Below are 24,018 nucleotides of genomic sequence, written 5' to 3'. Positions count from 1 at the left end.
TCGTGTTTGTCACGTGATTCCCCTCCTAATTAGGCGTATACATCCTCTAATAGTGTGTCAATTGATGGTTCTTTACTATTTTTCGCAAATTCAACAGATGCCTCGATCTCTTGCTTCGCTTCTTCTTGTAAACGAGCAGCCTGTTCTTCTGTCAGAACATCTAGCTCCATTAAGAGTGACTTAAAGCGTTTAATTCCGTCTTTTTGTCTCCATTCTGTCTCTTCTTCACGTGTACGGTATTTTTTCGCATCACTCTTTGAGTGACCCTTCCAGCGATACGTTTTCATTTCAATGAGTGATGGCCCTTCTCCAGCTCTTGCACGGCTTACCGCTTCATCTACTGTATTCATGATTTCAACCATGTCATTTCCATCAACTGTTTTCCCTGGCATTCCGTAGCTTTCTGCTCTTGTTGAGATGTCTTCAATGTTGATCATTTCTTTCACAGGACCAGACATACCGTATTGGTTGTTTTCACAAATAAACACAACAGGTAAATCCCAAATGGAAGCAAGATTCAGCGCTTCATGGAAGCTGCCTTCATTTGTAGCGCCGTCTCCGAAGAAACAAAGGACCACAAAGCCTTCCTTTTTCATCTTGGACGTGAGCGCCGCACCAGTTGCAAGCGGAATACCGCCGCCAACAATTCCATTTGCCCCAAGGTTTCCTTTTTCTAAGTCGGCAATATGCATGGAACCGCCTTTTCCTTTGCAGTAACCTGTTTCACGTCCGAATAGTTCAGCCATCATTTTATTGACCTCTGCACCTTTTGCAATACAGTGACCATGTCCGCGGTGTGTACTGACAATCTTATCTTCATCCTTTAACACAGCAATAGATCCAACAGCCGATGCTTCCTGTCCAACACATAAATGGGTCGTTCCATGGATTAATCCTTTAGCAAAGAATTGATCGACCTTTTCATCAAAATATCTTACTAACCACATTTGTTTATATAAATCTGCTAATTTCTCATGACTAATCTGTTCAGGCAAAGTGATTTGTTTTTGCATTTCTTCTCTCCCCTTTACATTTGTTCTTATGTGTTACATTTGTAATTATCATACGTTTAACTCTCATTGAAGTCAAGCATTTCCGTTTATTTTTTAAGCGTTTTCATCTTTTTTCAGAAAAAAAGAGAAAGGCAAAGCCCTTTTCCAAAGACCTTCTCTTTCTCTCCATCTCGTACATTCTCATTCATCTGGATACATCATGATTTTGACGCTTTCACCTTCTGGATGCCTAGCGCATTCTATCGCCTGACGAAGCTGACTCAATGGATATCGATGCGTCACCATTTTTTCTGTATGAACGGCCTTTGCTTTTAAGAGCTCCAGCGCTTCACGATAATGGTATGGATGCGACGAATAAGCTCCGACTACTTTCACTTCATCATGGAAAAAACGTTCTGCTGGAATGGAGACATCCCCTTTCGGAAAGTGAGCAAAGACCAAAATCGTTCCACCTCTTGCAACAGCTTGAAATGCTTCTTTTAAAAGCGCACTGCTCCCCACAGAAATAATGACAAGGTCCGCTCCCTTTCCATCTGTTTCTTTCATGACGCGGTTTTCTACTGGCTCAGATGCTGGATGAAAAGCGACGTCCGCCCCAAGATTTCTTGCTTGAAGGAGCCTGTTCTCATTTACGTCTGTGATCATCACTTTTCCAGCCAAATAATATTTGGCAAGCTGTAATTGAATGCAGCCTATTTGCCCCGCTCCAAGAATCAAGACTGAATCTCCAGGATGAACGGGCGCCCTTTCAAAGCCGTGAAGACAGCAGGCAACCGGTTCGACCATCGCTCCTTGTTCATATGAGACGTCATGTGGGAGCTTGCCCATTGTATGCTTCACATGTAAAGCAGGAACACGAATATATTCCGAAAAACCGCCCGGCTCTACATTTGTGGCTGCAAATTGCGGGCACATTGTATAAAATCCTCTTTGACAAAAGTCACAAGTAAAACAAGGGACATGATGCGCTACATACACCCTGTCTCCCGTTTGAACATGTGTGACGTGACGGCCTGTTTCGATAATGTCACCAGCGATTTCATGCCCTAGCACTGTGCCAGGAGGTACCGTCTCATGTGTCGCTTTATAAATATCCGTCCCGCATAACCCGCAGGCACGCATTTTTAATAACACTTCATCATCACCAATGGCTGGCCGCTTCCGCTCCTCGTAACGAATGTCCTCTGAAGAATAAAAGACAGCTGATTTCATTTAGCCGCATCCTCCTTTTCATCACATGTCGCAAGACTCTGCAAGGATTGAACGAGCTGCTTGTACTCACTCATCTCACTTGAAATCCAGTAGCGTCCGCCAAATATTCGCGCAGGTCCCACTCTGACATATACTTTCCCGATATGAGGATATGGTTTTAAAAACAATTTTCCTTTAATATCGGACACGGCATATGTGTGCCACCTGCCAAAAGCACCTATTTTCAGCTCATCTTCACTAATCATGATATTCGTTGGCTGATTCAGGCCAGTGATGCTAGAAAGCATAAGGATAGGCAGCGTATAGACACCTAACACAGCTAATGGCTCAGGTCCTGCCGACAGCAACGTATAAAGAGACCAGAGAAAAAACACACATATTAACAAGGCCGGAAGGAAAATAGAAAACATGGCAGACGTTCGGCTATAAGCATGCTGCTGCATGAGAGCTCCCCCTTTCAAATGACATGGAAGGAGCTTTCGCAGCTCCTCCACGCAATCATCGTTCACTTAATATGATCGATAATTTTTTCAATATCTTCTTCAATGCCAAATCCCGTTAAAAAAGATAACGTTTGAATCACAGGCGTTCCTTTTGTATCACTAACAGGCGTTGTCGTCACAATTAAATCAGCACCCTCCGCTTTCTGCGGAACCTCAGATGCCTTACATTGTTCAACGATGACATCGTATCCTTTTTCCTTTAATGTCTCTTCTACCTTTTTTGCCACAACCGTTGACGTCGCAACTGCCGTTCCGCAAGATACTAATATTTTTTTTGCCATGAGAATCCCTCCAGCTCGTTTATTGATCTTTCTGATCTAAGCCCATTTCTTTTGCATACTGCTTTTTAATATCATTTCGCACCCAGTACCAAAGAAGCGCATATGCCAGTGCACAGACAATCGCAGCAATGAAGTAAGGGTTGCTCGGATCAAGAAGTCTCACCATGATCCAAGGAATGACGTGTGAACCAAGATCAATACCAGAAATCATATTTGCCCCTTCTGGGAAGTCGAAACCAACTGCTTTCCCCATTGTTGTGGCGAGTGGTGCAAGGTTCGTTGCAATGAAGAAAACAATCATTAAAGTAAAAATACTGTTAATGAGGCCGCGAATAATATTCCCACGAGCGGCAGCTACTGCCCATACCACTGTAAATGGCAGAACCGATAAGTCTGCAAACGGCAGCATACCATTGTAGGGAAGAACGACAGCGAGCAAAATGGTGATTGGCACCATCAAAAGGGCTACAGCCATATTCGCTGGATGACCAATGACAATCGCTGTATCCAAACCAATATAGACATTTTTTCCAGGGAAACGCTTTTGAATATAAGAACGAGCACCCTCAGAGATTGGAATAAGTCCTTCCATTAATAAAGCAACCATTCTTGGCATTAACACAAGCACTGCAGCCATTTGAATTCCAAGGGTCATGACACCTTTTGCATCATAGCCACCAAGAAGACCAATAATGATACCAAGTATAAGACCCATCACAAGCGGTTCACCAAAGATGCCAAAACGTTTTTTCAAAGTTTCTGGATCCGCATGAATTTTGTTTAAACCAGGGATTTTATCAATCACGCGGTTTGACGCATACATCAGCGGAGCGAAGTTGACCGTTTCAGCATGAGCCATCGATACGCCTTTTAATCCGAAATGGTGTTCAATCGTCGGTGCCGTCCAATCGGCGAGTTTTAGTGTAATCGCAGAAACGATTAAACCAACGGCAAGGGCTAAGAACATATTATGATAAGCGTAGTAAGTAACAGAAGCAGCGAAAATCAAATGCCAGAAATTCCAAATATCCACATTCAATGTTTTCGTAAAGTTAACAGACAGCAAAATAACATTTAACAAGAGCACAAGAGGAATCATTAAAGGGGCAACAGGTGTACCAAATGAAATAGCGGCTCCAATCGGCCAGCCGACATCTAAAATATCAAGCTTTAATCCAAGAGAATTGACCATGGCTTTGGCTGCTGGTCCAAGACCGCTTACGAGTAAATTAATGACAAGATTGACCCCGACAAATCCAATTCCGATCGTAATACCTGCACGGAAGGATTTTTTAAATCCTTGCCTTAAAATCATACCGAATAACGTCATAATAATTGGGAGCATAATTGTTGGCCCTAAGTCTAAGATGAAATCGACGGCTTGCTTGATCATACATCCACCTCCTGATTTTAGATAAAGCGCTTACATTATGTCGTGAATAACTATTGGTTTAATTCTTTTTGAAGTACATCAACGGCTTCTTCATACGATGTCATCTGAGATAAACTTGTCATTACTTCTTCTTTTCTGAAAAGCGTCATCAGTTTCTCTAACATCACGAGCTGCTTACTAGGTTCAGAGATTGCCAGAACGAACACAATTTTGGCTTGAACTGTCTCATGAGGGCTTCCCATCTTATGAAAAATAACAGGTTCCTTTAATGTCGCTACACTGATCGCCGGTTTGTTTACATGTTCAGGATCTGTATGGGGAATGGCCACCCCAAAGGTCGCAAGAGGAAGACCGGTCGGATATGTTTTTTCTCTTTCAAGCACTGCTGGTAAAAAGCTCGATTTAATATATCCTCCAGTTTCTAACCTTTCTGCTAAATAGGCAGTCACCTCCTCACTTGAAGATGCTTCGTATTGCAGCTCAATCAGCTGTTGATCTAACTCAAACAAGCTGTTCAAACAACCACCCCTTTCATTTGGTTTAAATATGAACACATGTAACAAAAAGAATGAACATTTTAAAATAGAACCTTTTGTGAAGCGCTTACAAATAGATGTTTTATAAAATGTTCAATACTGTTACCTTTGTAAAGATATTATAATATTCGAAATTATAAGTCAATGTTCCTAGGAAAATTTTTATAAAAAAAGATGCAGCTTTTTGCCGCATCTCTTTCATTACATCACATCAACTTCTTGTTAAATATGGCTTCCTATATCTAAAAATTCAGCTACAAAAAGGTTGTCTGTCTGCTCTGTCATTTCTTTTTTTGTGCCGATTTTTTCGATTCTGCCCTCATTCATCACTACAACACGATCAGCGATATCAAACGCTTCTTCTTGATCATGCGTCACAAAGATTGTCGTCATTTGAAATTCTTGATGAACTTTTTTCAGCCAATGTCTTAATTCTTTTCTCACCTTTGAATCTAGTGCACCAAAAGGTTCATCTAAGAGAAGAGCTTTCGGTTTAACGGCTAGAGCACGTGCGAGTGCTACACGTTGCTTTTGTCCACCTGACAGCTGCTCTGGATAACGGTGTTCATACTGCGTTAATTGAACAACTTTCAGCAGCTCATGCACCCGCTCTTTGATGTCTTTTTTAGGCAGCCTTTCTCCTCTAGGTTTCATCTTCAATCCATAAGCCACATTATCAAATACCGTCATATTTCGAAAAAGCGCATATTGCTGAAAGACAAAACCAATTTGCCGTTTTCGCACTGGAATGTGAGTATAATCTTGTTCTCCAAATAAGATCTGCCCTGTATTCGCATCATCAAGCCCTGCAATAATTCTTAATAAAGTCGTCTTACCTGATCCAGATGGTCCTAGTAAGGATATTAATTCCCCATTTCCGATCGTCAAATCCACGTTTTGCAAAACCTTCGTCTGCCCAAATTGCTTTGATATTTGTTTCGCTGTAATCCCCAAGGCTGATCCCTCCATTTATTTTGAACGCTTGCCAAGCCTGTGATCTCTCTGCTGAATGATCTGCTTGATGATTAATGTGATGACCGCTACAAACGCCATGAGAGAGGCCACGGCAAAAGCCGCTTGGAATTGATACTCGTTGTATAGAATTTCTATATGAAGCGGCATTGTATTTGTCATTCCGCGGATATGACCGGATACAACTGACACTGCACCAAATTCACCAATCGCCCTTGCCCCTGCTAAAATGGCGCCGTAAAAAAGGGCCCATTTTATATTTGGAAGTGTCACAAGGAAAAAGGTCTTCCACCCACTGGCACCAAGCGTAAGCGATGCTTCTTCCTCATGAATGCCTTCATTTTGCATAAACGGAATTAATTCTCTCGCAACAAAAGGAAATGTCACAAAGATGGTCGCAAGAATCATCCCCGGTACAGAGTAAATCACTTTCCATCCATTTGCTAAAAGCCACGGTCCTAAAAGTCCATTTGAACCAAATAAAAGTACAAATACAAGTCCTGCAATGACAGGTGACACCGCAAACGGAAGATCAATGACAGTCGTTAACAAACGTTTTCCCGGGAAATGAAATTTTGTGATGAGCCAAGCAGCACTGACCCCAAAAATCATTTGAAGCGGCAATGTGATCATCACAATGAAAACAGTCAATTTGATTGCCGCAATCGTGTCTGGATGTGAGATGGCAAGAAGATAAGAACTCCATCCTTTCTCAAAGGCCTTTGAAAACACAGCAATCAACGGCATGAGTAAAAACAAAATCAAAAAAACATACACCACACCAATCAACATACTCTTCACCGCTTTTGATTCCGTCACAGGACTCCTGTACTTGATGCGGTGCTCTTTAAGAAGCTCCCTTTCCAATCGTCTCACCTCACTTCCACTTGTTTTTTCCGCTCGACAAACCACTGCAATCCGTGAATCAATAACAAAATGACAAATGATAAGAGCAGCATGAAACAAGCAATGGCTGCGGCACCTTGATAATCATACTGCTCAAGCTTAGACATGATCATCAGTGGTGTAATCTCTGTTTTAAACGGAATATTTCCCGCTATAAACACAACGGAGCCATATTCACCGAGTGCTCTTGCAAATGCAAGAGAAAATCCAGTCATTACCGCTGGAAACAAGGCAGGCAGCAGTACATGAAAAAAGGTCTGTTTTCTTGTAGCACCAAGTATGGCTGCAGCCTCTTCCACTTCCTGCTCAAGCCCCTCAATGACCGGTTGAACCGTTCTTATGACAAATGGAATGCCAATAAAAATCAGTGCCAAAATAATACCGAGCGGGGTGTAAGCCACCTTCACATGCAAAAATTGCCCAATCCACCCATTCGGAGAATATAGAGTCGTCAAAGCGATGCCAGCCACTGCCGTTGGAAGAGCAAACGGCAAATCGATGAGGGCATCCAGGATGTTCTTTCCTGGAAACGAGTACCGCGTGAGAACCCATGCGATCAGTACACCGAAACCTGCATTGATGATTGCAGCTGCAAAAGAAGTCGTAACCGTAAGCTGCAGCGACTTTAGCACCCGCGCATCACTAAAGACATTCCAAATTCCTTCTGCTCCTAATGAAGCCGTCCAAATAAATACCATAGATAAAGGAATCACGACAATCGCACTGACAAAAACAAGTGTCACTCCGAGACTCAGCCCGAATCCAGGCAATACACGTTTTCTTTTATTGGCGGCAGCATAGCCTTTCTTCATCACATCGCCCCCTATTTTTGTCCGCTATATATTTGATCAAATAATCCGCCATCATCAAAAAATCTTTTCTGCGCCTTTCGCCATCCGCCAAATGCATGATCAATGGTCACCATATCAATCTCTTTAAATTGATCTTTATATTTGTTTAGCACTTCTTGATTTCTTGGTCGATAATAGTTTTTCGCCGCAATTTCCTGTCCTTTTTTAGAATACAAATAATCTAAATAAGCCTTTGCCACTTTCTCTGTTCCTTTTCGTTTCACATTTTGGTCGACAACGGCAACGGGCGGCTCTGCTAAAATACTAATGGAGGGACTGACAATCTCAAATTTGTCTTTGCCTAATTCATGCAGTGTTAAATAGGCTTCATTTTCCCAAGCAATTAACACGTCACCAAGACCGCGCTCGACAAAAGTTGTTGTGGCGCCACGAGCACCTGAATCGAGTACCTCAACATGCTCATATAACTTTTTTACAAAATCCTTCGTTTTTTCTTCATCCCCATGAAAGGTTTTATCGGCATATGCCCATGCGGCTAAATAATTCCATCTTGCACCGCCTGACGTTTTTGGATTTGGTGTGATGATAGATACACCTGGCTGAAGCAAGTCATCCCAGTCTTTAATATTTTTGGGGTTCCCTTTCTTCACAAGAAACACAATCGTAGACGTGTAAGGTGTGGACTGATTCGGAAATTCTTTTTGCCAATCCTTTGAAAGTAGCCCTCTATCTGCAATGGCATCAATGTCGTACCCAAGAGCAAGTGTAGCCACGTCTGCTTCGAGTCCATCAATAATCGATCTCCCCTGCTTACCCGACCCTCCATGAGACTGCTGTATCGTCACATCTTCACCGGTTTTGTCTTTCCAATAAGTCTGGAAGGCTTGATTGTATTCCTGATACAATTCACGTGTAGGATCGTATGACACATTCAACAGCTCAACCTTTCCATTTTGATTTGAGGCTTCATTCGCATTTGAGCATGCGGCACTTGTGATGATGAAAAGTGTCATCGCAATAGACATCCATATCCAATTTTTCATGTTATCCGCTCCCTTTCACATTGAATAGTGACACCAACCTTGCCGTTTTCAGTTCTATACGCAAAAAAGGCCCTCAGCGATTGAAGTACAAAAAAGTCCTGTACGTCAATGCCAAGAGCCTTCGGTTGTCCGATCAGCTATGTATGATTGATGTTAGTCTATATATTATTCAAACTATTCACAGGTGTCAACTGTGTTTTTATTTTAATGAAAACTAAAAAGAAACGCCTTCTTGATGAGGCGCTTCTTTTCCCGGGAAATGCTATTGATCTGCAGCTACTTTTAGATTGACACCAACAGCAGTTCCATTTCTCGTAGAATCAGCTACTCCAGTGAATGTCCCTGCTTTTCGATCAATCAGTAAAGCTTGCACATTCCCTATATCAATAGGGGAACTGCCAAACTGGTGACCCATATCATTTAACTTTGTTCTTACATCTAGAGGGACACCTACTTCATAACGATACGAAGTTAAGCTGTTTGTGTAGATTCTTGGCTCTTCTACTGCATCCTGAAGCTCCATGTCATATTCAAGTAAATTGAGAATCGTCTGTGAAACAGAAGCAATGATCGTCGTTCCACCAGGAGACCCAACAGTCATGACAGGCTCTCCATCTTTAAAAATGATCGTCGGGGTCATGCTTGATAACGGACGTTTATTGGGCTGGACTTCATTTGCCCCGCCAGGTCTTGCATCAAAATCAGTCAGTTCATTATTTAAGAAAAATCCATACTCTGGAACAAGAATCCCTGTACCAAATAATTGTTCAATGGTCGTTGTAAATGACACAACATTTCCCCACTGATCTGCAACAGTAAAATGGGTCGTCTCACCAATGGTTTTATCTTCTGGCTGAGGAACAATTGGGGATGGATTTTTTTCATCCTCATATGCCCAAGGATCTCCTTCTTTCGGGCTGCGATTCATTTGATCTAATTGAATGAGAGAGGCTCTTTCTGAAATGTAATCATCGTCTAGTAGTCCTTTTAGTGGAACATCTACGAATTCGGGGTCGCCGGCATATGCGGCTCTGTCAGCATAGGAGAGGTGCATTGTTTCAGCAAGCAGCTGATATTTTTCGAATGATTTGGGGTCATACTGAGACAGGTTAAAATGGTCAAGTATTTTGAGAATTTGTAGCATAAACACCCCGCCTGAGCTTGGTGGAGGCATGCTTGCAAGCTGATATCCTTTATAGTCTCCCCAGATTGGCTTGTCAGTCTTGACTTCATAACGTTTGATATCTTTTGAAGTCATCGTCCCGCCAAAATCTTGAACTGTATTTGCAAGTGCCTTTGCTACTTTTCCTTCATAAAATGCTTTGCTTCCTTTTTTCGCAATGAGTTTAAATGTTTTTGCAAGACCTGGCTGGACAAGCAGATCTCCTTCTTCGAGCGGCTGATCATTTGGAAGAAAAATTGGCGCTGCGGCCGTTTTTTTCAATTTTCCTTGATGATCATCAATCGCTTTTGCCAAGACAGAATCAATTTCAAAACCATCTTCTGCAAGTTGAATGGAGGGCTCAATCAATTCCTTCATAGAACGAGTACCCCACTTATCTAATGCAGCTTCAAGACCTTTTACAGTCCCTGGAACACCTACCGCATTTCCATGTGTAGATCGCTCAGCAAATGGAATCACTTTTCCATCATCTGTTAAAAACATGTCAGGTGTTGCGCCCTGTGGTGCTCGCTCTCTGCTATTGATGATGGATGTTTCCTTTGTCTTCCCATCATAAACCATCATAAATCCGCCACCGCCAATTCCAGACATCATTGGCTCTGTTACGTTAAGTGCGTACTGAATGGCAACAGCAGCATCCACTGCGTTCCCACCTTTTTTTAATACGTCAGCACCAATCTCCGATGCAAGCGGATGTGCAGTAGCCACCATACCATCTTTGCCAACAGCTACTTTATTCCCATGAGTTTCGTTTGCAGTGACTTGGCTGACCGGCAGGAAAAACGAGAAAACAAACAGACATATGGACAAAACAGTTAGAGAAATGCGTTTCATGAACAACACCCCTTCCATATTCTTACTTTGACCTTACCGACTTCTTGACCAGAATACAATAGATTATTCTAAAATTTCAAAATTTTTCATTCTATCATCCTATATCTGCCAAACAAAACACATGTTTTCAAAACATATGACATGCACAGTTCGTAGTAATAAAGACATACGATTTCCAAGTTTGAAACTTCACGATATAATAAACTCATAACAAAGGGGGAAAAAGGATGAACCACAAAAGCACTTTATTTTGGGAATCTTATTGGGAAGAAAAATCAGGAAAAACTCCTGATCACGCCTCTGTTTCTGCTTGGGCATTTGGCGCAGATCCAGATCACTTGCTTGACCTTGTACAACAAGGAAAAAAAACAGCCACTTGTTCTGGATACCTTTTTTACGAAAAAGAACAAGAGCCGCTTCCAAAACCCGGTCAATATGCGGTCATTTTGGACAGCAGGGAGGAACCAAAAGCCATCATAGAGATCACACAAGTAGATATCATGCCAATGAATGAGGTTCCTGAATCATTTGCAAAAGCAGAAGGTGAAGGCGATCTTTCATATGACTATTGGTACAAAGAACATGAAGAATTTTTCACAGAAGCCCTGAAGCCGTACGGATTAACATTTAAGGAAGATATGCTTCTTGTTTGTGAGCGGTTTAAGCTTGTTTATTCAGCTTCTTAACGTTTAAGCGGTGCCAAAAATGGTCCGCTTTTTTGCTTTCTTTTCCCCTTTCTGAAAAAGGTGAGTTGAGATCACATCTTTAGGTCAGAATAAGATCAAATAGAAAAAGTGAAGAAATTTTCGACTACACCTGTTTTTTTTCGACAAAAGAATATATAATTATTTGATGTGTGCATTGTCTCATTTATACAATGGAGGGTTTTTACATGTTAAAAAGGAAAAAAGACAAGTTTTCCGTCTTGTTAACGGAAATTGCTAAAAATTTAGATGAAACTGCTGAGTATTTTGTTAGCTATAAAGTAACAAATCAAACCACTCTGAAAGAATTTTCTGACACATTGAAGGAATATGAGACAAAAGGTGATAATCATGTTCATACCATGATTAAAGAGCTGAACAAAGCCTTTATTACACCGATTGAACGTGAAGACATTCTTCAATTGACGAATAGCCTCGACGATGTTTTAGACGGAATTGAGCATTTTTCAGCAACTTTAGAAATTTATTCAATTACAAGCTCTGACGAACATATCGACAAATTCAGCCACTACATCAGAGAATGTGCGAAAGAAATTTTAACGACTATTGAATTACTGGCTGATAATCGCTTGAAAGATATTCATCCGCACGCAATCAAAATTAAAGAGATTGAGCATAATTGTGACAATCTTCACCGCAAATCACTAAAGAACTTGTTTGGAAAAGAAACAGATCCAATTAAGGTCATTCAATACAAAGAAATTTACGAAACACTTGAAGAAATCGCAGATTCCTGTCAAAGTGTTGCCAACAATCTAGAAACAATCATTATGAAGAATGCGTAACGGGGTTAGTTAAACATGGATACATTACTCATCCTTACCATACTTATTGTCATTTGTGCACTTGCTTTTGATTTCATTAACGGATTCCACGATACAGCAAATGCCATTGCTACTTCTGTTTCAACAAAGGCGTTAAAGCCTAGACATGCTATTATTATGGCAGCGTTTATGAACTTCTTAGGAGCAATGACATTTACAGGTGTGGCAAAGTCCATTACAAAAGACATCGCAGATCCTTTTACACTTCAAAACGGATCTGTCGTCATTTTGGCTGCTTTAATTGCAGCGATAACTTGGAACTTGCTTACTTGGTATTACGGGATTCCGAGTAGTTCTTCACACGCACTGATCGGATCAATTGCAGGAGCTGTTATTGCCTCTGCTGGTTTTGGCGCTTTAAACTATTCGGGATTCATTAAAATCATTCAAGCACTTTTGTTTTCACCTATCCTGGCTTTTGTTTTGGGATATATCGTGTATACCATTATCAAAATTGTATTCCGAAACAACAATCTCGCAAAAACAAATAAACAATTCCGACGTGTTCAAATTTTAACAGCTGCACTGCAATCGTATACTCACGGAACAAACGATGCGCAAAAAGCGATGGGAATTATTACGATGGCTTTAATTGCAGGTAATTTGCATACAACAGATGACATTCCTTTCTGGGTACAATTCTCTTGTGCGCTTGCAATGGGACTAGGTACGTCTATCGGCGGCTGGAAGATTATTAAAACAGTCGGCGGTAAAATCATGAAGATTCGTCCAGTAAACGGAGTATCTGCAGACTTAACGGGTGCAGCTATTATCTTCGGTGCGACATTTATTCACTTACCGGTTAGTACCACTCACGTGATCTCATCTTCTATTCTAGGTGTAGGTTCTGCACATAGAGTAAAAGGAGTCAACTGGGGTACGGCAAAACGTATGCTTGTCACTTGGGTGATCACATTACCGATTTCGGGAACTCTAGGGGCACTTATATACTTTGTGTTAAATGCGATTCTCTAATATCAAAGACCTGTCTAACAGGTCTTTTTTTATTTGTTTGCATGCTCAAATGCTCTTTTTCTGCAAGCCATTTTTTCATGAAGCAGGGTTTCCAATCATATCCATAGAAATAAATAAGTATCCATCTGTCTATGGGAGAGAAGAACATGCTATTATTTTTTCAATTGACTGTTTGGTTATTGCTAGGAGCTCTTGCTGTATATGTATTTTCGGTATGGCGCTTTGAACAAAAAGTAAAAGAAAAGATGTTTGCAATTCGTAAAACGTGGTATTGGATTTATGTAGCGGGTGCTGTTGTGTACTGGACAAATGACCCTGCTTCAATCTTCACCGATTGGATGCACTACCTGATTATTGCTGTTTTTTTCGCATTAACTGATGCCTTTATTTTCCTCAGCTCCTATATTAAAAAACTCGGAAATCATGAACTTGAAACCGACACCCATCAACTCCTAGAACAAAATAACGACCTTCTTCATTCTTACCTCAATAAACTAAAAACGTACCAATACCTATTGAAAAACGAACCGATCCATGTATATTATGGAAGTATAGAAGCTTATATAGAGGGAATTGAACGACTGATCTATTCTTTTGCAGAAAAAATGAATATTCAAGCAGTTCTTTGCCCTTATGATACGCAGGAGCAAAAAGATGACCTGCTGCGGACACTTGATCAGAGAGCGCTCATTCAAGCAAAGCTTGACAGGCAGGAAGTGTATTACGATGATTTCGGCAAATTGGTTCTCATCCCGTTTTCAGTAGCGGATGCACACTTTGTGATTAAGCTGACCTCTGAGGATATTGTCACTGAATTCGACTATTTATTAATGACTTCACTTACAACGATTTATGACCTAATCTTGCCTGACGAAGAGGAAGGTGATGAAGATGGAACACGCACTTCAAGGGGATAATAACAATCGCAAGAAAAACCCATTTAAGATTTTAAAGAAAAAGCGCCATATTAGTATGGCTGATTACAAAGTAAGTCCCCATACGGAGCGTATTTTCAAAAAGAATGAACAGCTCCTAGATGAGTATAAAAATAAAAAAGCTTGATTACACTAAAGGACGCGGAACTTCATCCGCGTCCTACTTCCATTTTCACATCTACTTGCATACAATAAAACCAACTGCTGCAACGATTGAGGTGCCAATATGAAAAAGAAACTTAAACAATTGAGATATGTTCAGTTTGCTGAATTTAAGCCATCCCCTTATGTCTGCCGATTACATGAAAAGAGTGAAGCCGTCATTCAAGCGGCCAAAAAGAAAGACTTACTGATTTAATAGTTGAAGCAGCTTCACTTTTGTTTTAGGACCGTATACCCCATCACTTGTTAGACCATTCATTAGTTGAAATCGCGCGACGGCATTGGCTGTTTTTTCCCCATAAACGCCATCAATGCCCTTATCTACAGCTGTTTTATCAGGATAAAAATACACAGCAGCAAGCGCTTTTTGGACGAGACGTACATGCTCTCCCTTTGTCAGAGGTGATGTCACCTTTAACACCCCATCCGGCAGTTCATAACTGAGCTTTTCTTCTGTTCGATAAATCTTGAGAACTTGTCCAACTCGAATCATGTTCGGGTCACTAATCTGATTCCATGTCTGTAAATCACTCACTGTGACACCATGGGCTTTGGCAATACTCGTTAGCGTATCCCCGCTTTTCACCACATATGTGATCACCGTTTCCGGATCACCTGCAGTCTCAATTCCTCTTTTAAATTCATCCCATGTAGCTAGCAGCAGACGTGGACATGTTTTTCCTGACCAATGCTGATGCGTCACCACATTTGCTAATGGAATGCCATGTTCTTTTAAAAGCTTTTGAATAAGCCACTGGGCATGTTTGACAGCTTGTTGAAAGTTTCCATCCTCATTTTCACAAATTTCAATGCCAATCGATTTTCGGTTGCCATCTCCATGTCCATCCCCAGCATGCCATCCATTTTCATTTAAAGGGAGATGCTGAAAAATTTCCTTGTCATCCACTGTGAAGTGCCAGCTTACCTCTGTTGTTGAGCGTTTGACATATGCCGCATGACTTTTTGCGTCAGCTCCCTTAGATGTATTGGCTGTGTTATGCACAGTTACATAAAGCGGCGTCATAGCATATCCTGGCCGATTTCCGTTTCCAACTGGAATAAAATCTTGATAAATTTGTACCATGTTTTGCACTCCTTTTTGTTAAATTGATGTTTGATCTTGCTCATCAATCGGTGGCAAACGTAAGACAAATTTGTTTGTTTTCGTCATAAGACTATGGTAAAATTTGAATTCAATCGCCGTTTTATCTTTGTAAAAAATAAAATAAAAAACAGGAAAAACTTCCAATTTTCTTTGATTTTATGTTAAAATTGTTAAAAATAAGCCGATATAAAAAGTAAGCGATAGCTTTATTAGCCATTTAGTCCTATATGGACTTTTCTTTTACGGCAAAAATAGAACATACGTTTGTATGGAGGTTTTGACATGACTTATTTTTTAACCCATTTAGAAGAAGATATTAAACGGTTATACACTCAACTGCAAATAAGCGGTCCTGCCTATGTAGACATGCATAGGATCGCCGCTGAATTTCATGTATGGGTACACTACGAGGATACTGGCAGCATGATGATCAAACATCAAGGTCTTTACAGTATTATTTTAAACAGGGCCTTATCGTCAGAAGAACAGTGGCAGGATTTCGCCCACGAGCTTTGTCATGTGCTGAAGCATACAGGCAACCACTTTAACATGCACAAGCTCTTTCGAGAACTGCAAGAGTTTCAAGCAAAACAATTCATGTATCACTTTTGTGTTCCGACTTTTATGCTGCTGCAAATGACGCTCCCAAACCTTAGGCAGCAAGCCATTTTACATATTGCTCAAACATTTCATGTCACTCGGGCTTTTGCTGAAAAACGGCTTGCTCTATTTGAACAGCGAAGAGCCGGCATTCAATTTCAAAAAGAATTCACTTCTTATTTAATGAGAGCAGGCAAGGTCGCAGAAAATGAAGCTGCGTATCAAACAAAAGCGTCTGCACACGTGACGTCAGAAGTTTATTCATAAAGGCTTAACACTTGTTTCAGTACATTTGTGTATTGATAAAATTGTTCGGTTTGTGTATCACGCCTACGGCTCCGCCTAAAGTCTTGAAAGAAAGCTCTTCTCTGAGCTTGGCTAATTTCAATTTGAACACTTTTTCCTGTGAGGCATTGATTATTAATATTTTGAGGATGTGTTCCAGCAAATTGATCCGATTCAGATAAAAGTAAGGCATGGAAGCCATTTTGTGTGAGACACTTCACTGTTTCAGCAGCTTTTTCCCTGTCGGTACCGCCAACTAAAGTTTGTAGGACGTCTGTTTCTCCATAGCCGTGGAGTGCAAACGTATAATGATGTGTATGCACTTGAGAAAGACAAATCGGCTCATCAAAACGTGTGCTCGTAATATGAAGAACATGATTGCCTTTCACTTTAAGGCCCTCAAATAAATACATAGAATAATCTGTTGCCACTTCATGGACCAGCTCGCTCACGCCAGATTCAATTCCTCCCGCATGAGGTGACAGGACGAGAAGCTGATCCCCTTTCCGCTGATGAAGAATCTGATAGTCGATCCCTTTTCTTTCATGAGCGGAAAGCTCTTCATAATTTTGATACGTATCTATGATTTGATTCATTCCATCTGCCCCATTTCTCTATATGAGCATAAGTCTACTGATCGCAAATTCTTTTGTAAAGTGTTTTCGATTCACCAGTGTGATCTGAATGCATCCTTAAATTTTCCTTATCTTTACGGGCTAACTGTTGAATGTTGAGAAAAAATGACCGATAATTGAAATGAATAGAACTTTTGAACTATATGAATCTTTTTGTAATCTCTCTCATATATTAGAATATTGCGATCTACACCTGGAGGAATTCATGTTTAAAAAGAAAACCACCATCATCCTTGCCATCTTATGTCTTAGCTTCGCCGGAATTATTTACTGGAAATGCTTCTCTCTTCAAGGCGTGTCTCACGGAACATTCATCCGCTCGATATCATCACCTGATGGAACCTATACCATTAACACGTATCGACATAGCGGAGGAAAGCTAAAAGAGAATGCGGTCAGAGCAGAAATTGAAAACAAACTCACCCATCACAAGAAAACAATCTACTGGAAGTACCCTGATAAAGATCCTCTGATCAAATGGGAAAATGCACAGCTCGTTCAAATTGGACATGAGTTTTTAAATGTGGTCAAAGGTGAAACATACGATTATCGCTTTGATCAGAAAAACAGAAAATAACGAGCCAACAAAAAAACGAACCCTTTCTGGATTCGTTTTTTACGTTAACATCGCCTTTTGCATAAATTCTTTCATTTCTTTACTAACCATCGTCAACCTATCTACAATTTCACTAAACTCCGTCACTAATAAAGCTTGTTCTGAAGATGACCCTTTCATATGGCCCATACTCTCAAGTAACGTATGTATATTAGAGGAAATCCCTTGCTTCGTTTTTTACGTTGACATCACCTTTTGCATAAATTCTTTCATTTCTTTGCTAACTGTCGTCAACCTGTCTACAATTTCACTAAACTCCGTCACAAGTTGGGCTTGTTCTGAAGATGACCCTTTCATATGGCCCATACTCTCAAGTAATGTATGTATATTAGAGGAAATCCCTTGCAATGAGCTTTCTATATTTTCCGTTGCACGTGAGGTTTCGCTTGAGAGCTTTTGAACCTCGCTCGCTACCACACTAAAACCCGCTCCCTCTTTCCCTGCCCTGGCCGCTTCAATTGAAGCATTCAATCCTAGCAAACTCGTTTGCTTAGAGATACCTTTGATCATTTTTGTAATATCTGAAGTTTTTTTCGAACTTTCAAGTGTTTGCTGTGTTTGGAATGTCATTTCCTCACTTGTCGCAGAGAGCTCTTCTGAATGAGCCGCCACCACATGTACTTTTTCTTGAATACTTTGAATGATGTCGTTCAATGACTCCATATACGCCTCAAGCTCTATTTGATTTTTAAGCGGAAAACCTAAAGCGATTGCACCAATGACTTGTTGATTTTCATCGAAAATCGGCAATCCCATTGCATTTAAAGGCGTCCCATACACCGATTCAGGTACGAATGTAGTTGATGTTTCTCCTCTAAGCGCATTTTTCATATTCTGATCATCTGGTTTAATAGGATCTCCTGTCCGTATTTGAAAATCCACATCTTTTGATGGCAAATACAGCAAGAATTTTTCTCGATCAATGACCCCCATCGTCACTTCATCTTTTAAAATCTTCATCATATAAGGTACTGCGGTTACAATACTCTGTAGTATATCCATTCTCTCTACCCCCTTAATATATTTATCGGTCATTCCTCTTAAATTTGATCATTATTTTTTAAAAATAATGATCAAGATTGAAGTTTTTTTCATATTTACGAGTAAAAAGTATGCCAATTCCTTTCTATATTCAAAAAAACGAGAATTTGCTATACTTAGAAAATCAACATATGATGAAATGGTCATGTAACCATTTTATATATTCACTGGAGGCGCATGTTGTGACACAACCCATGAAGTATGAGCGGGCGATCGTCATCGGAGGCGGAATAACGGGAATGCTCGCTGCAAAGGTTTTATCAAGTTTTTACCTTGAAGTATTGATTATTGAAAAGGACGAATTGCCAGACGCTCCTGAGAATCGTCTTGGCACGCCTCAAGCTTTTCATCCACATAGAATGCTGCCACTAGGCAAAAAAATAGTGGAACGTCTATTTCCTGGTTATACAAAAGAATTACTCGAATTGGGCGGGTACAACACATGGCATCAGACATCTCGATTTATGACAAAAGATGGCGAGTTAGTACTCACCGATACTGAAGAAACAGCTGTCACACGACGTGCCATGCTAGAGTGGGTGCTGATGCAAAGAATGTTATGCGAGGAACGTGTTCAATTTTTAGAAAAACATGAAGCGATCGCTCTTCTTTTTGAAGAAGAAACGACTAAAGTGAGTGGATTACAGGTCAAAGATCGGAGGATAAAGCCTGGAATCATCAACAAAATAAGTGCGGACTTAGTCATTGATACGTCTGGAAGAATGTCTAAATTGCCAAAATGGCTGAAAAGCGCAGGGCGAACCTTGCCGCAGACAGATGAGCTAATCGTGTCTCTTGGCTATAGCACAAGATACTACCAAATACCACCTGAGGCACCGAATCTGGAACCAATGGTCATCGTTGGACAGCCAAATAAGAAAATTCCTACAGGACTGTTTGAACGAGTAGATCATGATTTAGCAGCTGTTCTTCTCTCAGCAGCTGGCGGCTCTCATTATCCAACAACGGACGCTGATCAGTTTGATGTAGAGACCGCTAGGCTGACCAATCCCTCTATAGCAGAAGCCATCACTCATTTAATTCCCTATACGAAACCAAAAGGATTTAGAGTTCCGGCTTGTGTCAGAAACCACTATGAACAAATGGAAGATTGGCCAAGCGGCTTATTGGTCATGGGTGATGCCTTATGCACATTAGATCCAATACATGGTCAGGGAATGACAAAGGCCGCTCTTGAGGCACAGACACTTGAGCGTATGCTCAAACAAGCACAAGAAGATGGGCTTATTTCTTTTGAACGGCATACCTTACAACAAATGCAGCATGCCAATGAGCTTGGCTGGTGGCTCTGTGCAATTGCAGATATGGCATGGGAAGGCGTCGAGTTAAAAGGAACCCCCATTTCCCATCTGACATTTGTACAAGAATTTTTCAATTATTATGTACAATATGCCGTTCAAACAAAACAACCTAAATGCCTTGAGGCGTATCATCGTATGCATTCATTCTTAATAGAACCGAGAAAAATCATCAACCTAGAGCAGCTGCAAGACATGATTCAAGCTGACTCCACTGGTGAGGTCGGCCACTGGTGGCATAGGTGGGATCAAAAGAATGATGAATTAAATCGAGCTTTCTTCTATGAAGCTGTTCCTGACTTTCAATTACATCTGTTGCTAAAATCAACATAAAAAAAGCCCCTCAACGGGGGCTTTTAATTAACGTAATAATTGAAGTACGTTTTGTGGCTGTTGGTTCGCTTGTGCAAGCATTGCTTGTGAAGCTTGAGAAAGAATGTTGTTCTTAGTGAACTCACTCATTTCTTTCGCCATGTCAACGTCGCGAATACGAGACTCAGCAGCTGTTAAGTTTTCAGCAGAAGCACCAAGGTTGTTGATTGTGTGCTCTAGACGGTTTTGGACCGCCCCAAGTGATGAACGTTGTTTAGATACAGCGCCGATTGCCGCATCGATTTTTTCAATTTCAGTATCAAAATTGAAGCCATCAACACTTACATCAATATCTTTAACTGTTAATGTTTCTGCATCCATTTTACCAATTTCAACAATAATATGTTGTTCCTTGTTCGCACCAATTTGGAATTGGAATCCGTCTGTAACATCTCCATTTAAAAGGTTCTTTCCGTTAAATGCTGTGCGGCTTGAGATACCATCAATCTCTTCAACAAGTGCTTTAATCTCATCTTGAATCGCCGTTAAATCCTCAGTCTGCTGTGTACCTACGTTACCCGCTTGAACTGTCAACTCACGCATACGTTGGAGAATCGCATGTGTTTCAGTTAATGCACCTTCAGCTGTTTGAATAAGAGAAATACCATCTTGTGCGTTTTTAGACGCCATTTCTAACCCCCGGATTTGTCCACGCATTTTTTCAGAAATCGCAAGACCTGCTGCGTCATCTCCTGCACGGTTGATACGAAGACCAGAAGAAAGCTTCTCCATGTTCTTTTGCCCTGCTCCATTATTTGCAGACAAACGGTTCAGTGTGTTAAGTGCTGCGATATTGTGGTTAATTCTCATATTAAATGACCTCCATGTGTTTGAACCAATTAGACATCCATGTCCAAAAGTTCTAAATTAGAATTTTTTTGTAAGCCTTACAATCCATTTATCGAACTTTAATGGAATATGTTTAACAAAAAAGGAATAAATAAGGAAAAAGTCTTATTCATTATGATTGTTTCGCTAGAGTATGCCAAATTTAAAGGTCATTTTTCATGATTTATCATAGGGATTTAAGAATCATAATTAAGGAGAAAAAACGAAGAAAAAACGGCATTAAAAAAAGCCCCATCAAGGGGCCTTTCATTAACGTAGTAATTGAAGTACGTTTTGTGGCTGTTGGTTCGCTTGTGCAAGCATAGCTTGAGACGCTTGAGAAAGAATGTTGTTCTTAGTGAACTCACTCATTTCTTTCGCCATGTCAACGTCACGGATACGAGACTCAGCAGCTGTTAAGTTTTCACCAGAAGCACCAAGGTTGTTGATTGTGTGCTCTAGACGGTTTTGGACTGCACCAAGTTTAGAACGTTGTGCAGAAACAGCTGTAATTGCTTCATCAATTCCATCAAGTTGATTATCAAAAGATGTAGTAGCAAAATCAGTTACATCAATAGCACTAATTGCTACAGTAGTTCCTAAATCAGCGGATTTCATGCTGTCAATTGTGATTCCTAAAGACTGACCTTTGTTAGCACCGATTTGGAAAGTAAATGTTCCTCCAGTACCATCTAATAACTTTTTACCATTAAATTGAGTACGGTCACCAATTCCATCGATTTCTTCGATAAGCGCATCCATTTCCTCTTTAATAGCAGTTAAATCTTCAGTTTGTTGAGTACCAGTGTTACCTGCTTGAACAGTTAGTTCACGCATACGTTGAAGGATTGCATGAGTTTCAGTTAATGCACCTTCAGCTGTTTGGATAAGAGAGATACCGTCTTGTGCGTTTTTAGATGCCATTTCTAATCCGCGGATTTGTCCACGCATTTTTTCAGAGATTGCAAGACCTGCTGCGTCATCTCCAGCACGGTTGATTTTAAGACCAGAAGAAAGTTTCTCCATGTTCTTTTGGCTCGCACCGTTGTTTGCAGACAAACGGTTTAATGTGTTAAGTGCTGCGATATTGTGGTTAATTCTCATTTCCTATTACCTCCATGTATGTGGGACCTGACAGACGTCCTTGTCTGAAAAAAGTCCTTTATTCTAGGGCTTATCAACCCTGACAATTCTATTATCGGACGTAGTTATAGGATGTTTAGCAGATTTTTAAAAAAATATCTTGTTTGTTTATGATGTTCATCCTAATTTTAACAATGATGTAAAATATAAAAAGCTGCTAATCTATTATCAGCAGCTTTCATTTTATCAATATTGCTTGATATCAAACATTAAGATGTTTTGGTACACCACATAATCTTTCTTACTTGTGAAAGGTCCTTTATTGTGTTCATCATTGATCTCATAAAAGTTCATTCCGATTCCAAAGCTTCTTTCTTTATACCAATTAAGAAAATCGTTGATTTCTTTCATTGAGAGCAGATAATCCTTTTGTAACCCATTGATCATGGTAATAGAAAGTATACCTTTCGCAGTTTCTTCGCCTGGTTTTGTTCCATCTTGGTCTTTCGGCTCTTCTGTTGTATCATCACCTGGCTTTGTTCCGTCCTGATCTTTCGGTTCTTCTGTTGTACCATCACCTGGCTTTGTTCCGTCCTGATCTTTCGGTTCTTCTGTTGTACCATCACCTGGCTTTGTTCCATCCTGATCTTTCGGTTCTTCTATTGTATCATCACCGGGTTTTGTTCCATCTTGGTCTTTCGGTTCTTCTGTCGTCCCATCATCTGACTTTGCTTCATCTTCAGTCATTTGTAAGTCTTTTAATGGGATAGAAATCACTGATCTGTAATCACTTTTTACAGAAAGATTATTCATAGAATACGAGTAGTCACGTCCGCCAATGACATATAATTGATCATCAACAATTGCTGTAACAGCCGATACTCTTCCTTCTGGCAATTCATATGCTGAATTTTTAAATTGGCCATCTTTTGGATTAAAAATCTGAACTTCATTTAATAATTTACTTGAACGGTCACCAGAAAGTTGTCCACCAATTACAAAAAATTTCCCATTATACGTTTCATAGGCCGGTTCCACTGTATAAGAAGTTAAGTCGCCGCCTTTTAATATACTCCATTTATCTGTTGCAATTTCGTACTGAAACAAAGACTTTTCTCTACTATGCCCTATCGAATTTTCTCCACCTGCAACATAGACTTTCCCATCAATTGCAGATATAGCTCTCCCATTTCGAGGAGGTAAAACTGATGAATTCAGACTCTCCCATTCACCAGTAGTTGTATTGTAGCGATAGACATTATTCTTATAGGCGTTCTTTGATGATACAATATATATATTCTCATTTACCGCAACTGCTTGAAGAGTGCCCTTTCTATATGCTGAAAAAACAGGTTCCCTAGGTATCTGAATCGGCTCATCTGCCCATTGATCTAGTTTTGTATCATATATATCTATTGTATTATAAGCAACTTTTGTTTCTTCATTAATTCCACCTATTAAATAGATTTTGTTACCTACTGTAGCATAAGTACCCCCTGTTCTAAACCTTGGCATACTAGCTTTCTCTTCCCAAGCATCCTTTTTAGGATCATACATAAATGTTTGGTTGTTTAATGTATTTTTTTCACTTGCTCCACCAAACACATAAATCTTCCCATCAACGACTCCCACACCAGCATTAATACGTTCTTCTGGTAAATCAGCTCGTTTCGTCCAACCAGTTGAATTTGTCGCATGCGCTTTGAATGGACTAAGAGTACTCATTAATAAAAGTACCGTAATGAATAATAAAAACCTTTTTTTCATTTTTATTCCTCCAACTCTTTATATTCCCTCCTTTTATCGTTATATTTTTTACAAAGTT

General features: G+C 40.2%; 26 protein-coding genes. 9 read left to right on the top strand and 17 right to left on the bottom strand.

What is annotated here, in order from left to right; all coding sequences use genetic code 11:
• Positions 1–29 precede the first annotated feature (29 nt).
• From pdhA to ggt, 11 genes are all read right to left on the bottom strand, one after another.
• On the bottom strand, positions 30–1,013 hold the full coding sequence (gene pdhA, locus ID12_RS10880) for a pyruvate dehydrogenase (acetyl-transferring) E1 component subunit alpha (protein ID WP_008346257.1): 984 nt from the start codon (positions 1,011–1,013) through the stop codon (positions 30–32).
• A 180-nt stretch (positions 1,014–1,193) separates the two neighbouring features.
• Positions 1,194–2,225 carry an alcohol dehydrogenase catalytic domain-containing protein gene (locus tag ID12_RS10875; protein ID WP_035700438.1) on the bottom strand — a complete coding sequence of 344 codons (1,032 nt, stop codon included), beginning with the start codon at positions 2,223–2,225 and terminating at the stop codon, positions 1,194–1,196.
• Complete coding sequence (locus ID12_RS10870) at positions 2,222–2,668, bottom strand: hypothetical protein (protein WP_050827186.1); 447 nt, start codon at positions 2,666–2,668, stop codon at positions 2,222–2,224. The genes ID12_RS10875 and ID12_RS10870 overlap by 4 nt, the downstream gene beginning before the upstream one ends.
• 62 nt (positions 2,669–2,730) lie before the next feature.
• On the bottom strand, positions 2,731–3,009 hold the full coding sequence (locus ID12_RS10865) for a PTS sugar transporter subunit IIB (RefSeq protein ID WP_008346262.1): 279 nt from the start codon (positions 3,007–3,009) through the stop codon (positions 2,731–2,733).
• Positions 3,010–3,028: 19 nt separating this feature from the next.
• Positions 3,029–4,402, bottom strand: coding sequence for a PTS galactitol transporter subunit IIC (locus tag ID12_RS10860; protein WP_007498866.1), 1,374 nt, complete (start codon positions 4,400–4,402; stop codon positions 3,029–3,031).
• A 50-nt stretch (positions 4,403–4,452) separates the two neighbouring features.
• Positions 4,453–4,920, bottom strand: coding sequence for a PTS sugar transporter subunit IIA (locus ID12_RS10855; RefSeq protein WP_017359150.1), 468 nt, complete (start codon positions 4,918–4,920; stop codon positions 4,453–4,455).
• 240 nt (positions 4,921–5,160) lie between these two features.
• Positions 5,161–5,892 carry a sulfate/molybdate ABC transporter ATP-binding protein gene (locus ID12_RS10850; protein ID WP_017359151.1) on the bottom strand — a complete coding sequence of 244 codons (732 nt, stop codon included), beginning with the start codon at positions 5,890–5,892 and terminating at the stop codon, positions 5,161–5,163.
• Positions 5,893–5,907: 15 nt separating this feature from the next.
• Positions 5,908–6,777: a sulfate ABC transporter permease subunit CysW gene (gene cysW, locus ID12_RS10845; RefSeq protein WP_050827185.1), complete on the bottom strand. Its 870-nt coding sequence runs from the start codon at positions 6,775–6,777 to the stop codon at positions 5,908–5,910.
• A 5-nt stretch (positions 6,778–6,782) separates the two neighbouring features.
• On the bottom strand, positions 6,783–7,628 hold the full coding sequence (cysT, locus tag ID12_RS10840) for a sulfate ABC transporter permease subunit CysT (protein ID WP_050827184.1): 846 nt from the start codon (positions 7,626–7,628) through the stop codon (positions 6,783–6,785).
• Positions 7,629–7,639: 11 nt separating this feature from the next.
• Positions 7,640–8,671 carry a sulfate ABC transporter substrate-binding protein gene (locus tag ID12_RS10835; protein WP_123768172.1) on the bottom strand — a complete coding sequence of 344 codons (1,032 nt, stop codon included), beginning with the start codon at positions 8,669–8,671 and terminating at the stop codon, positions 7,640–7,642.
• 262 nt (positions 8,672–8,933) lie between these two features.
• Positions 8,934–10,688 carry a gamma-glutamyltransferase gene (ggt, locus tag ID12_RS10830; protein WP_017359155.1) on the bottom strand — a complete coding sequence of 585 codons (1,755 nt, stop codon included), beginning with the start codon at positions 10,686–10,688 and terminating at the stop codon, positions 8,934–8,936.
• Between the two features lie 227 nt (positions 10,689–10,915).
• On the opposite strand from ggt, the gene ID12_RS10825 reads away from it, so the two are divergent.
• From ID12_RS10825 to ID12_RS19590, 6 genes are all read left to right on the top strand, one after another.
• A complete protein-coding gene (locus ID12_RS10825) occupies positions 10,916–11,374 on the top strand; it encodes an ASCH domain-containing protein (RefSeq protein WP_048001648.1) in 459 nt (152 codons plus the stop codon).
• Between the two features lie 206 nt (positions 11,375–11,580).
• Positions 11,581–12,198 (top strand): DUF47 domain-containing protein, encoded by a 618-nt coding sequence (locus tag ID12_RS10820; RefSeq protein ID WP_017359157.1) that lies wholly within the window; start codon positions 11,581–11,583, stop codon positions 12,196–12,198.
• 15 nt (positions 12,199–12,213) lie between these two features.
• Positions 12,214–13,212 (top strand): inorganic phosphate transporter, encoded by a 999-nt coding sequence (locus tag ID12_RS10815; RefSeq protein ID WP_007498889.1) that lies wholly within the window; start codon positions 12,214–12,216, stop codon positions 13,210–13,212.
• A 146-nt stretch (positions 13,213–13,358) separates the two neighbouring features.
• Entirely contained in the window at positions 13,359–14,129 is a 771-nt protein-coding gene (locus tag ID12_RS10810; protein WP_050827183.1) for a type II toxin-antitoxin system SpoIISA family toxin, read from the top strand.
• Positions 14,098–14,274, top strand: coding sequence for a type II toxin-antitoxin system SpoIISB family antitoxin (locus tag ID12_RS10805; protein WP_008346289.1), 177 nt, complete (start codon positions 14,098–14,100; stop codon positions 14,272–14,274). Before ID12_RS10810 ends, ID12_RS10805 begins: the two co-directional genes overlap by 32 nt.
• Before the next feature lie 99 nt (positions 14,275–14,373).
• Positions 14,374–14,505, top strand: coding sequence for a hypothetical protein (locus ID12_RS19590; protein ID WP_008346290.1), 132 nt, complete (start codon positions 14,374–14,376; stop codon positions 14,503–14,505).
• Here the strand turns inward: ID12_RS19590 and ID12_RS10800 are convergent.
• Complete coding sequence (locus ID12_RS10800) at positions 14,494–15,393, bottom strand: N-acetylmuramoyl-L-alanine amidase (protein ID WP_026050077.1); 900 nt, start codon at positions 15,391–15,393, stop codon at positions 14,494–14,496. The two genes, ID12_RS19590 and ID12_RS10800, sit on opposite strands and share 12 nt — an antisense overlap.
• A gap of 303 nt (positions 15,394–15,696) precedes the next feature.
• Between ID12_RS10800 and ID12_RS10795 the strand changes: the two genes are divergently transcribed.
• Positions 15,697–16,281 carry an ImmA/IrrE family metallo-endopeptidase gene (locus ID12_RS10795; RefSeq protein WP_008346294.1) on the top strand — a complete coding sequence of 195 codons (585 nt, stop codon included), beginning with the start codon at positions 15,697–15,699 and terminating at the stop codon, positions 16,279–16,281.
• Here the strand turns inward: ID12_RS10795 and ID12_RS10790 are convergent.
• The gene (locus ID12_RS10790) at positions 16,272–16,895 is read right to left on the bottom strand and encodes a poly-gamma-glutamate hydrolase family protein (protein ID WP_047945590.1); all 624 of its coding nucleotides are present in this window, start codon (positions 16,893–16,895) and stop codon (positions 16,272–16,274) included. The two genes, ID12_RS10795 and ID12_RS10790, sit on opposite strands and share 10 nt — an antisense overlap.
• Before the next feature lie 244 nt (positions 16,896–17,139).
• Between ID12_RS10790 and ID12_RS10785 the strand changes: the two genes are divergently transcribed.
• The gene (locus tag ID12_RS10785) at positions 17,140–17,511 is read left to right on the top strand and encodes a DUF5412 domain-containing protein (protein ID WP_017359605.1); all 372 of its coding nucleotides are present in this window, start codon (positions 17,140–17,142) and stop codon (positions 17,509–17,511) included.
• A 216-nt stretch (positions 17,512–17,727) separates the two neighbouring features.
• On the opposite strand, the gene ID12_RS10780 is transcribed toward ID12_RS10785, so the two are convergent.
• Positions 17,728–18,552: a methyl-accepting chemotaxis protein gene (locus ID12_RS10780; protein ID WP_050827182.1), complete on the bottom strand. Its 825-nt coding sequence runs from the start codon at positions 18,550–18,552 to the stop codon at positions 17,728–17,730.
• A gap of 221 nt (positions 18,553–18,773) precedes the next feature.
• Between ID12_RS10780 and ID12_RS10775 the strand changes: the two genes are divergently transcribed.
• Complete coding sequence (locus ID12_RS10775) at positions 18,774–20,243, top strand: NAD(P)/FAD-dependent oxidoreductase (RefSeq protein ID WP_050827181.1); 1,470 nt, start codon at positions 18,774–18,776, stop codon at positions 20,241–20,243.
• A 27-nt stretch (positions 20,244–20,270) separates the two neighbouring features.
• Here the strand turns inward: ID12_RS10775 and hag (ID12_RS10770) are convergent, their stop codons facing one another.
• From hag (ID12_RS10770) to ID12_RS10760, 3 genes are all read right to left on the bottom strand, one after another.
• Complete coding sequence (gene hag, locus ID12_RS10770; protein ID WP_008346306.1) at positions 20,271–21,092, bottom strand: flagellin Hag; 822 nt, start codon at positions 21,090–21,092, stop codon at positions 20,271–20,273.
• A gap of 288 nt (positions 21,093–21,380) precedes the next feature.
• Positions 21,381–22,214 (bottom strand): flagellin Hag, encoded by an 834-nt coding sequence (gene hag, locus ID12_RS10765; protein WP_039168771.1) that lies wholly within the window; start codon positions 22,212–22,214, stop codon positions 21,381–21,383.
• Between the two features lie 225 nt (positions 22,215–22,439).
• Positions 22,440–23,960 carry a Kelch repeat-containing protein gene (locus ID12_RS10760; protein WP_039168773.1) on the bottom strand — a complete coding sequence of 507 codons (1,521 nt, stop codon included), beginning with the start codon at positions 23,958–23,960 and terminating at the stop codon, positions 22,440–22,442.
• Positions 23,961–24,018 lie beyond the last annotated feature (58 nt).

It is taken from the genome of Bacillus altitudinis (genome assembly GCF_001191605.1).
GTDB lineage: Bacteria > Bacillota > Bacilli > Bacillales > Bacillaceae > Bacillus > Bacillus altitudinis.
This window is presented reverse-complemented; position numbering and strand designations above follow the sequence as displayed.

Coding starts and splice junctions, on each gene's coding strand:
- ID12_RS10805 (WP_008346289.1), top strand. CDS start 14,098: ATGAAGATGGAACACGCACTTCAAGGGGATAATAACAATCGCAAGAAA.
- hag (WP_008346306.1), bottom strand. CDS start 21,092: ATGAGAATTAACCACAATATCGCAGCACTTAACACACTGAACCGTTTG.
- ID12_RS10825 (WP_048001648.1), top strand. CDS start 10,916: ATGAACCACAAAAGCACTTTATTTTGGGAATCTTATTGGGAAGAAAAA.
- ID12_RS10790 (WP_047945590.1), bottom strand. CDS start 16,895: ATGAATCAAATCATAGATACGTATCAAAATTATGAAGAGCTTTCCGCT.
- cysT (WP_050827184.1), bottom strand. CDS start 7,628: ATGAAGAAAGGCTATGCTGCCGCCAATAAAAGAAAACGTGTATTGCCT.
- ID12_RS10795 (WP_008346294.1), top strand. CDS start 15,697: ATGACTTATTTTTTAACCCATTTAGAAGAAGATATTAAACGGTTATAC.
- ID12_RS10860 (WP_007498866.1), bottom strand. CDS start 4,402: ATGATCAAGCAAGCCGTCGATTTCATCTTAGACTTAGGGCCAACAATT.
- ggt (WP_017359155.1), bottom strand. CDS start 10,688: ATGAAACGCATTTCTCTAACTGTTTTGTCCATATGTCTGTTTGTTTTC.
- ID12_RS10835 (WP_123768172.1), bottom strand. CDS start 8,671: ATGAAAAATTGGATATGGATGTCTATTGCGATGACACTTTTCATCATC.
- ID12_RS10875 (WP_035700438.1), bottom strand. CDS start 2,225: ATGAAATCAGCTGTCTTTTATTCTTCAGAGGACATTCGTTACGAGGAG.
- ID12_RS10870 (WP_050827186.1), bottom strand. CDS start 2,668: ATGCAGCAGCATGCTTATAGCCGAACGTCTGCCATGTTTTCTATTTTC.
- ID12_RS10760 (WP_039168773.1), bottom strand. CDS start 23,960: ATGAAAAAAAGGTTTTTATTATTCATTACGGTACTTTTATTAATGAGT.
- ID12_RS10815 (WP_007498889.1), top strand. CDS start 12,214: ATGGATACATTACTCATCCTTACCATACTTATTGTCATTTGTGCACTT.
- ID12_RS10785 (WP_017359605.1), top strand. CDS start 17,140: ATGTTTAAAAAGAAAACCACCATCATCCTTGCCATCTTATGTCTTAGC.
- ID12_RS10780 (WP_050827182.1), bottom strand. CDS start 18,552: ATGGATATACTACAGAGTATTGTAACCGCAGTACCTTATATGATGAAG.
- ID12_RS19590 (WP_008346290.1), top strand. CDS start 14,374: ATGAAAAAGAAACTTAAACAATTGAGATATGTTCAGTTTGCTGAATTT.
- hag (WP_039168771.1), bottom strand. CDS start 22,214: ATGAGAATTAACCACAATATCGCAGCACTTAACACATTAAACCGTTTG.
- ID12_RS10810 (WP_050827183.1), top strand. CDS start 13,359: ATGCTATTATTTTTTCAATTGACTGTTTGGTTATTGCTAGGAGCTCTT.
- ID12_RS10865 (WP_008346262.1), bottom strand. CDS start 3,009: ATGGCAAAAAAAATATTAGTATCTTGCGGAACGGCAGTTGCGACGTCA.
- pdhA (WP_008346257.1), bottom strand. CDS start 1,013: ATGCAAAAACAAATCACTTTGCCTGAACAGATTAGTCATGAGAAATTA.
- ID12_RS10820 (WP_017359157.1), top strand. CDS start 11,581: ATGTTAAAAAGGAAAAAAGACAAGTTTTCCGTCTTGTTAACGGAAATT.
- ID12_RS10800 (WP_026050077.1), bottom strand. CDS start 15,393: ATGGTACAAATTTATCAAGATTTTATTCCAGTTGGAAACGGAAATCGG.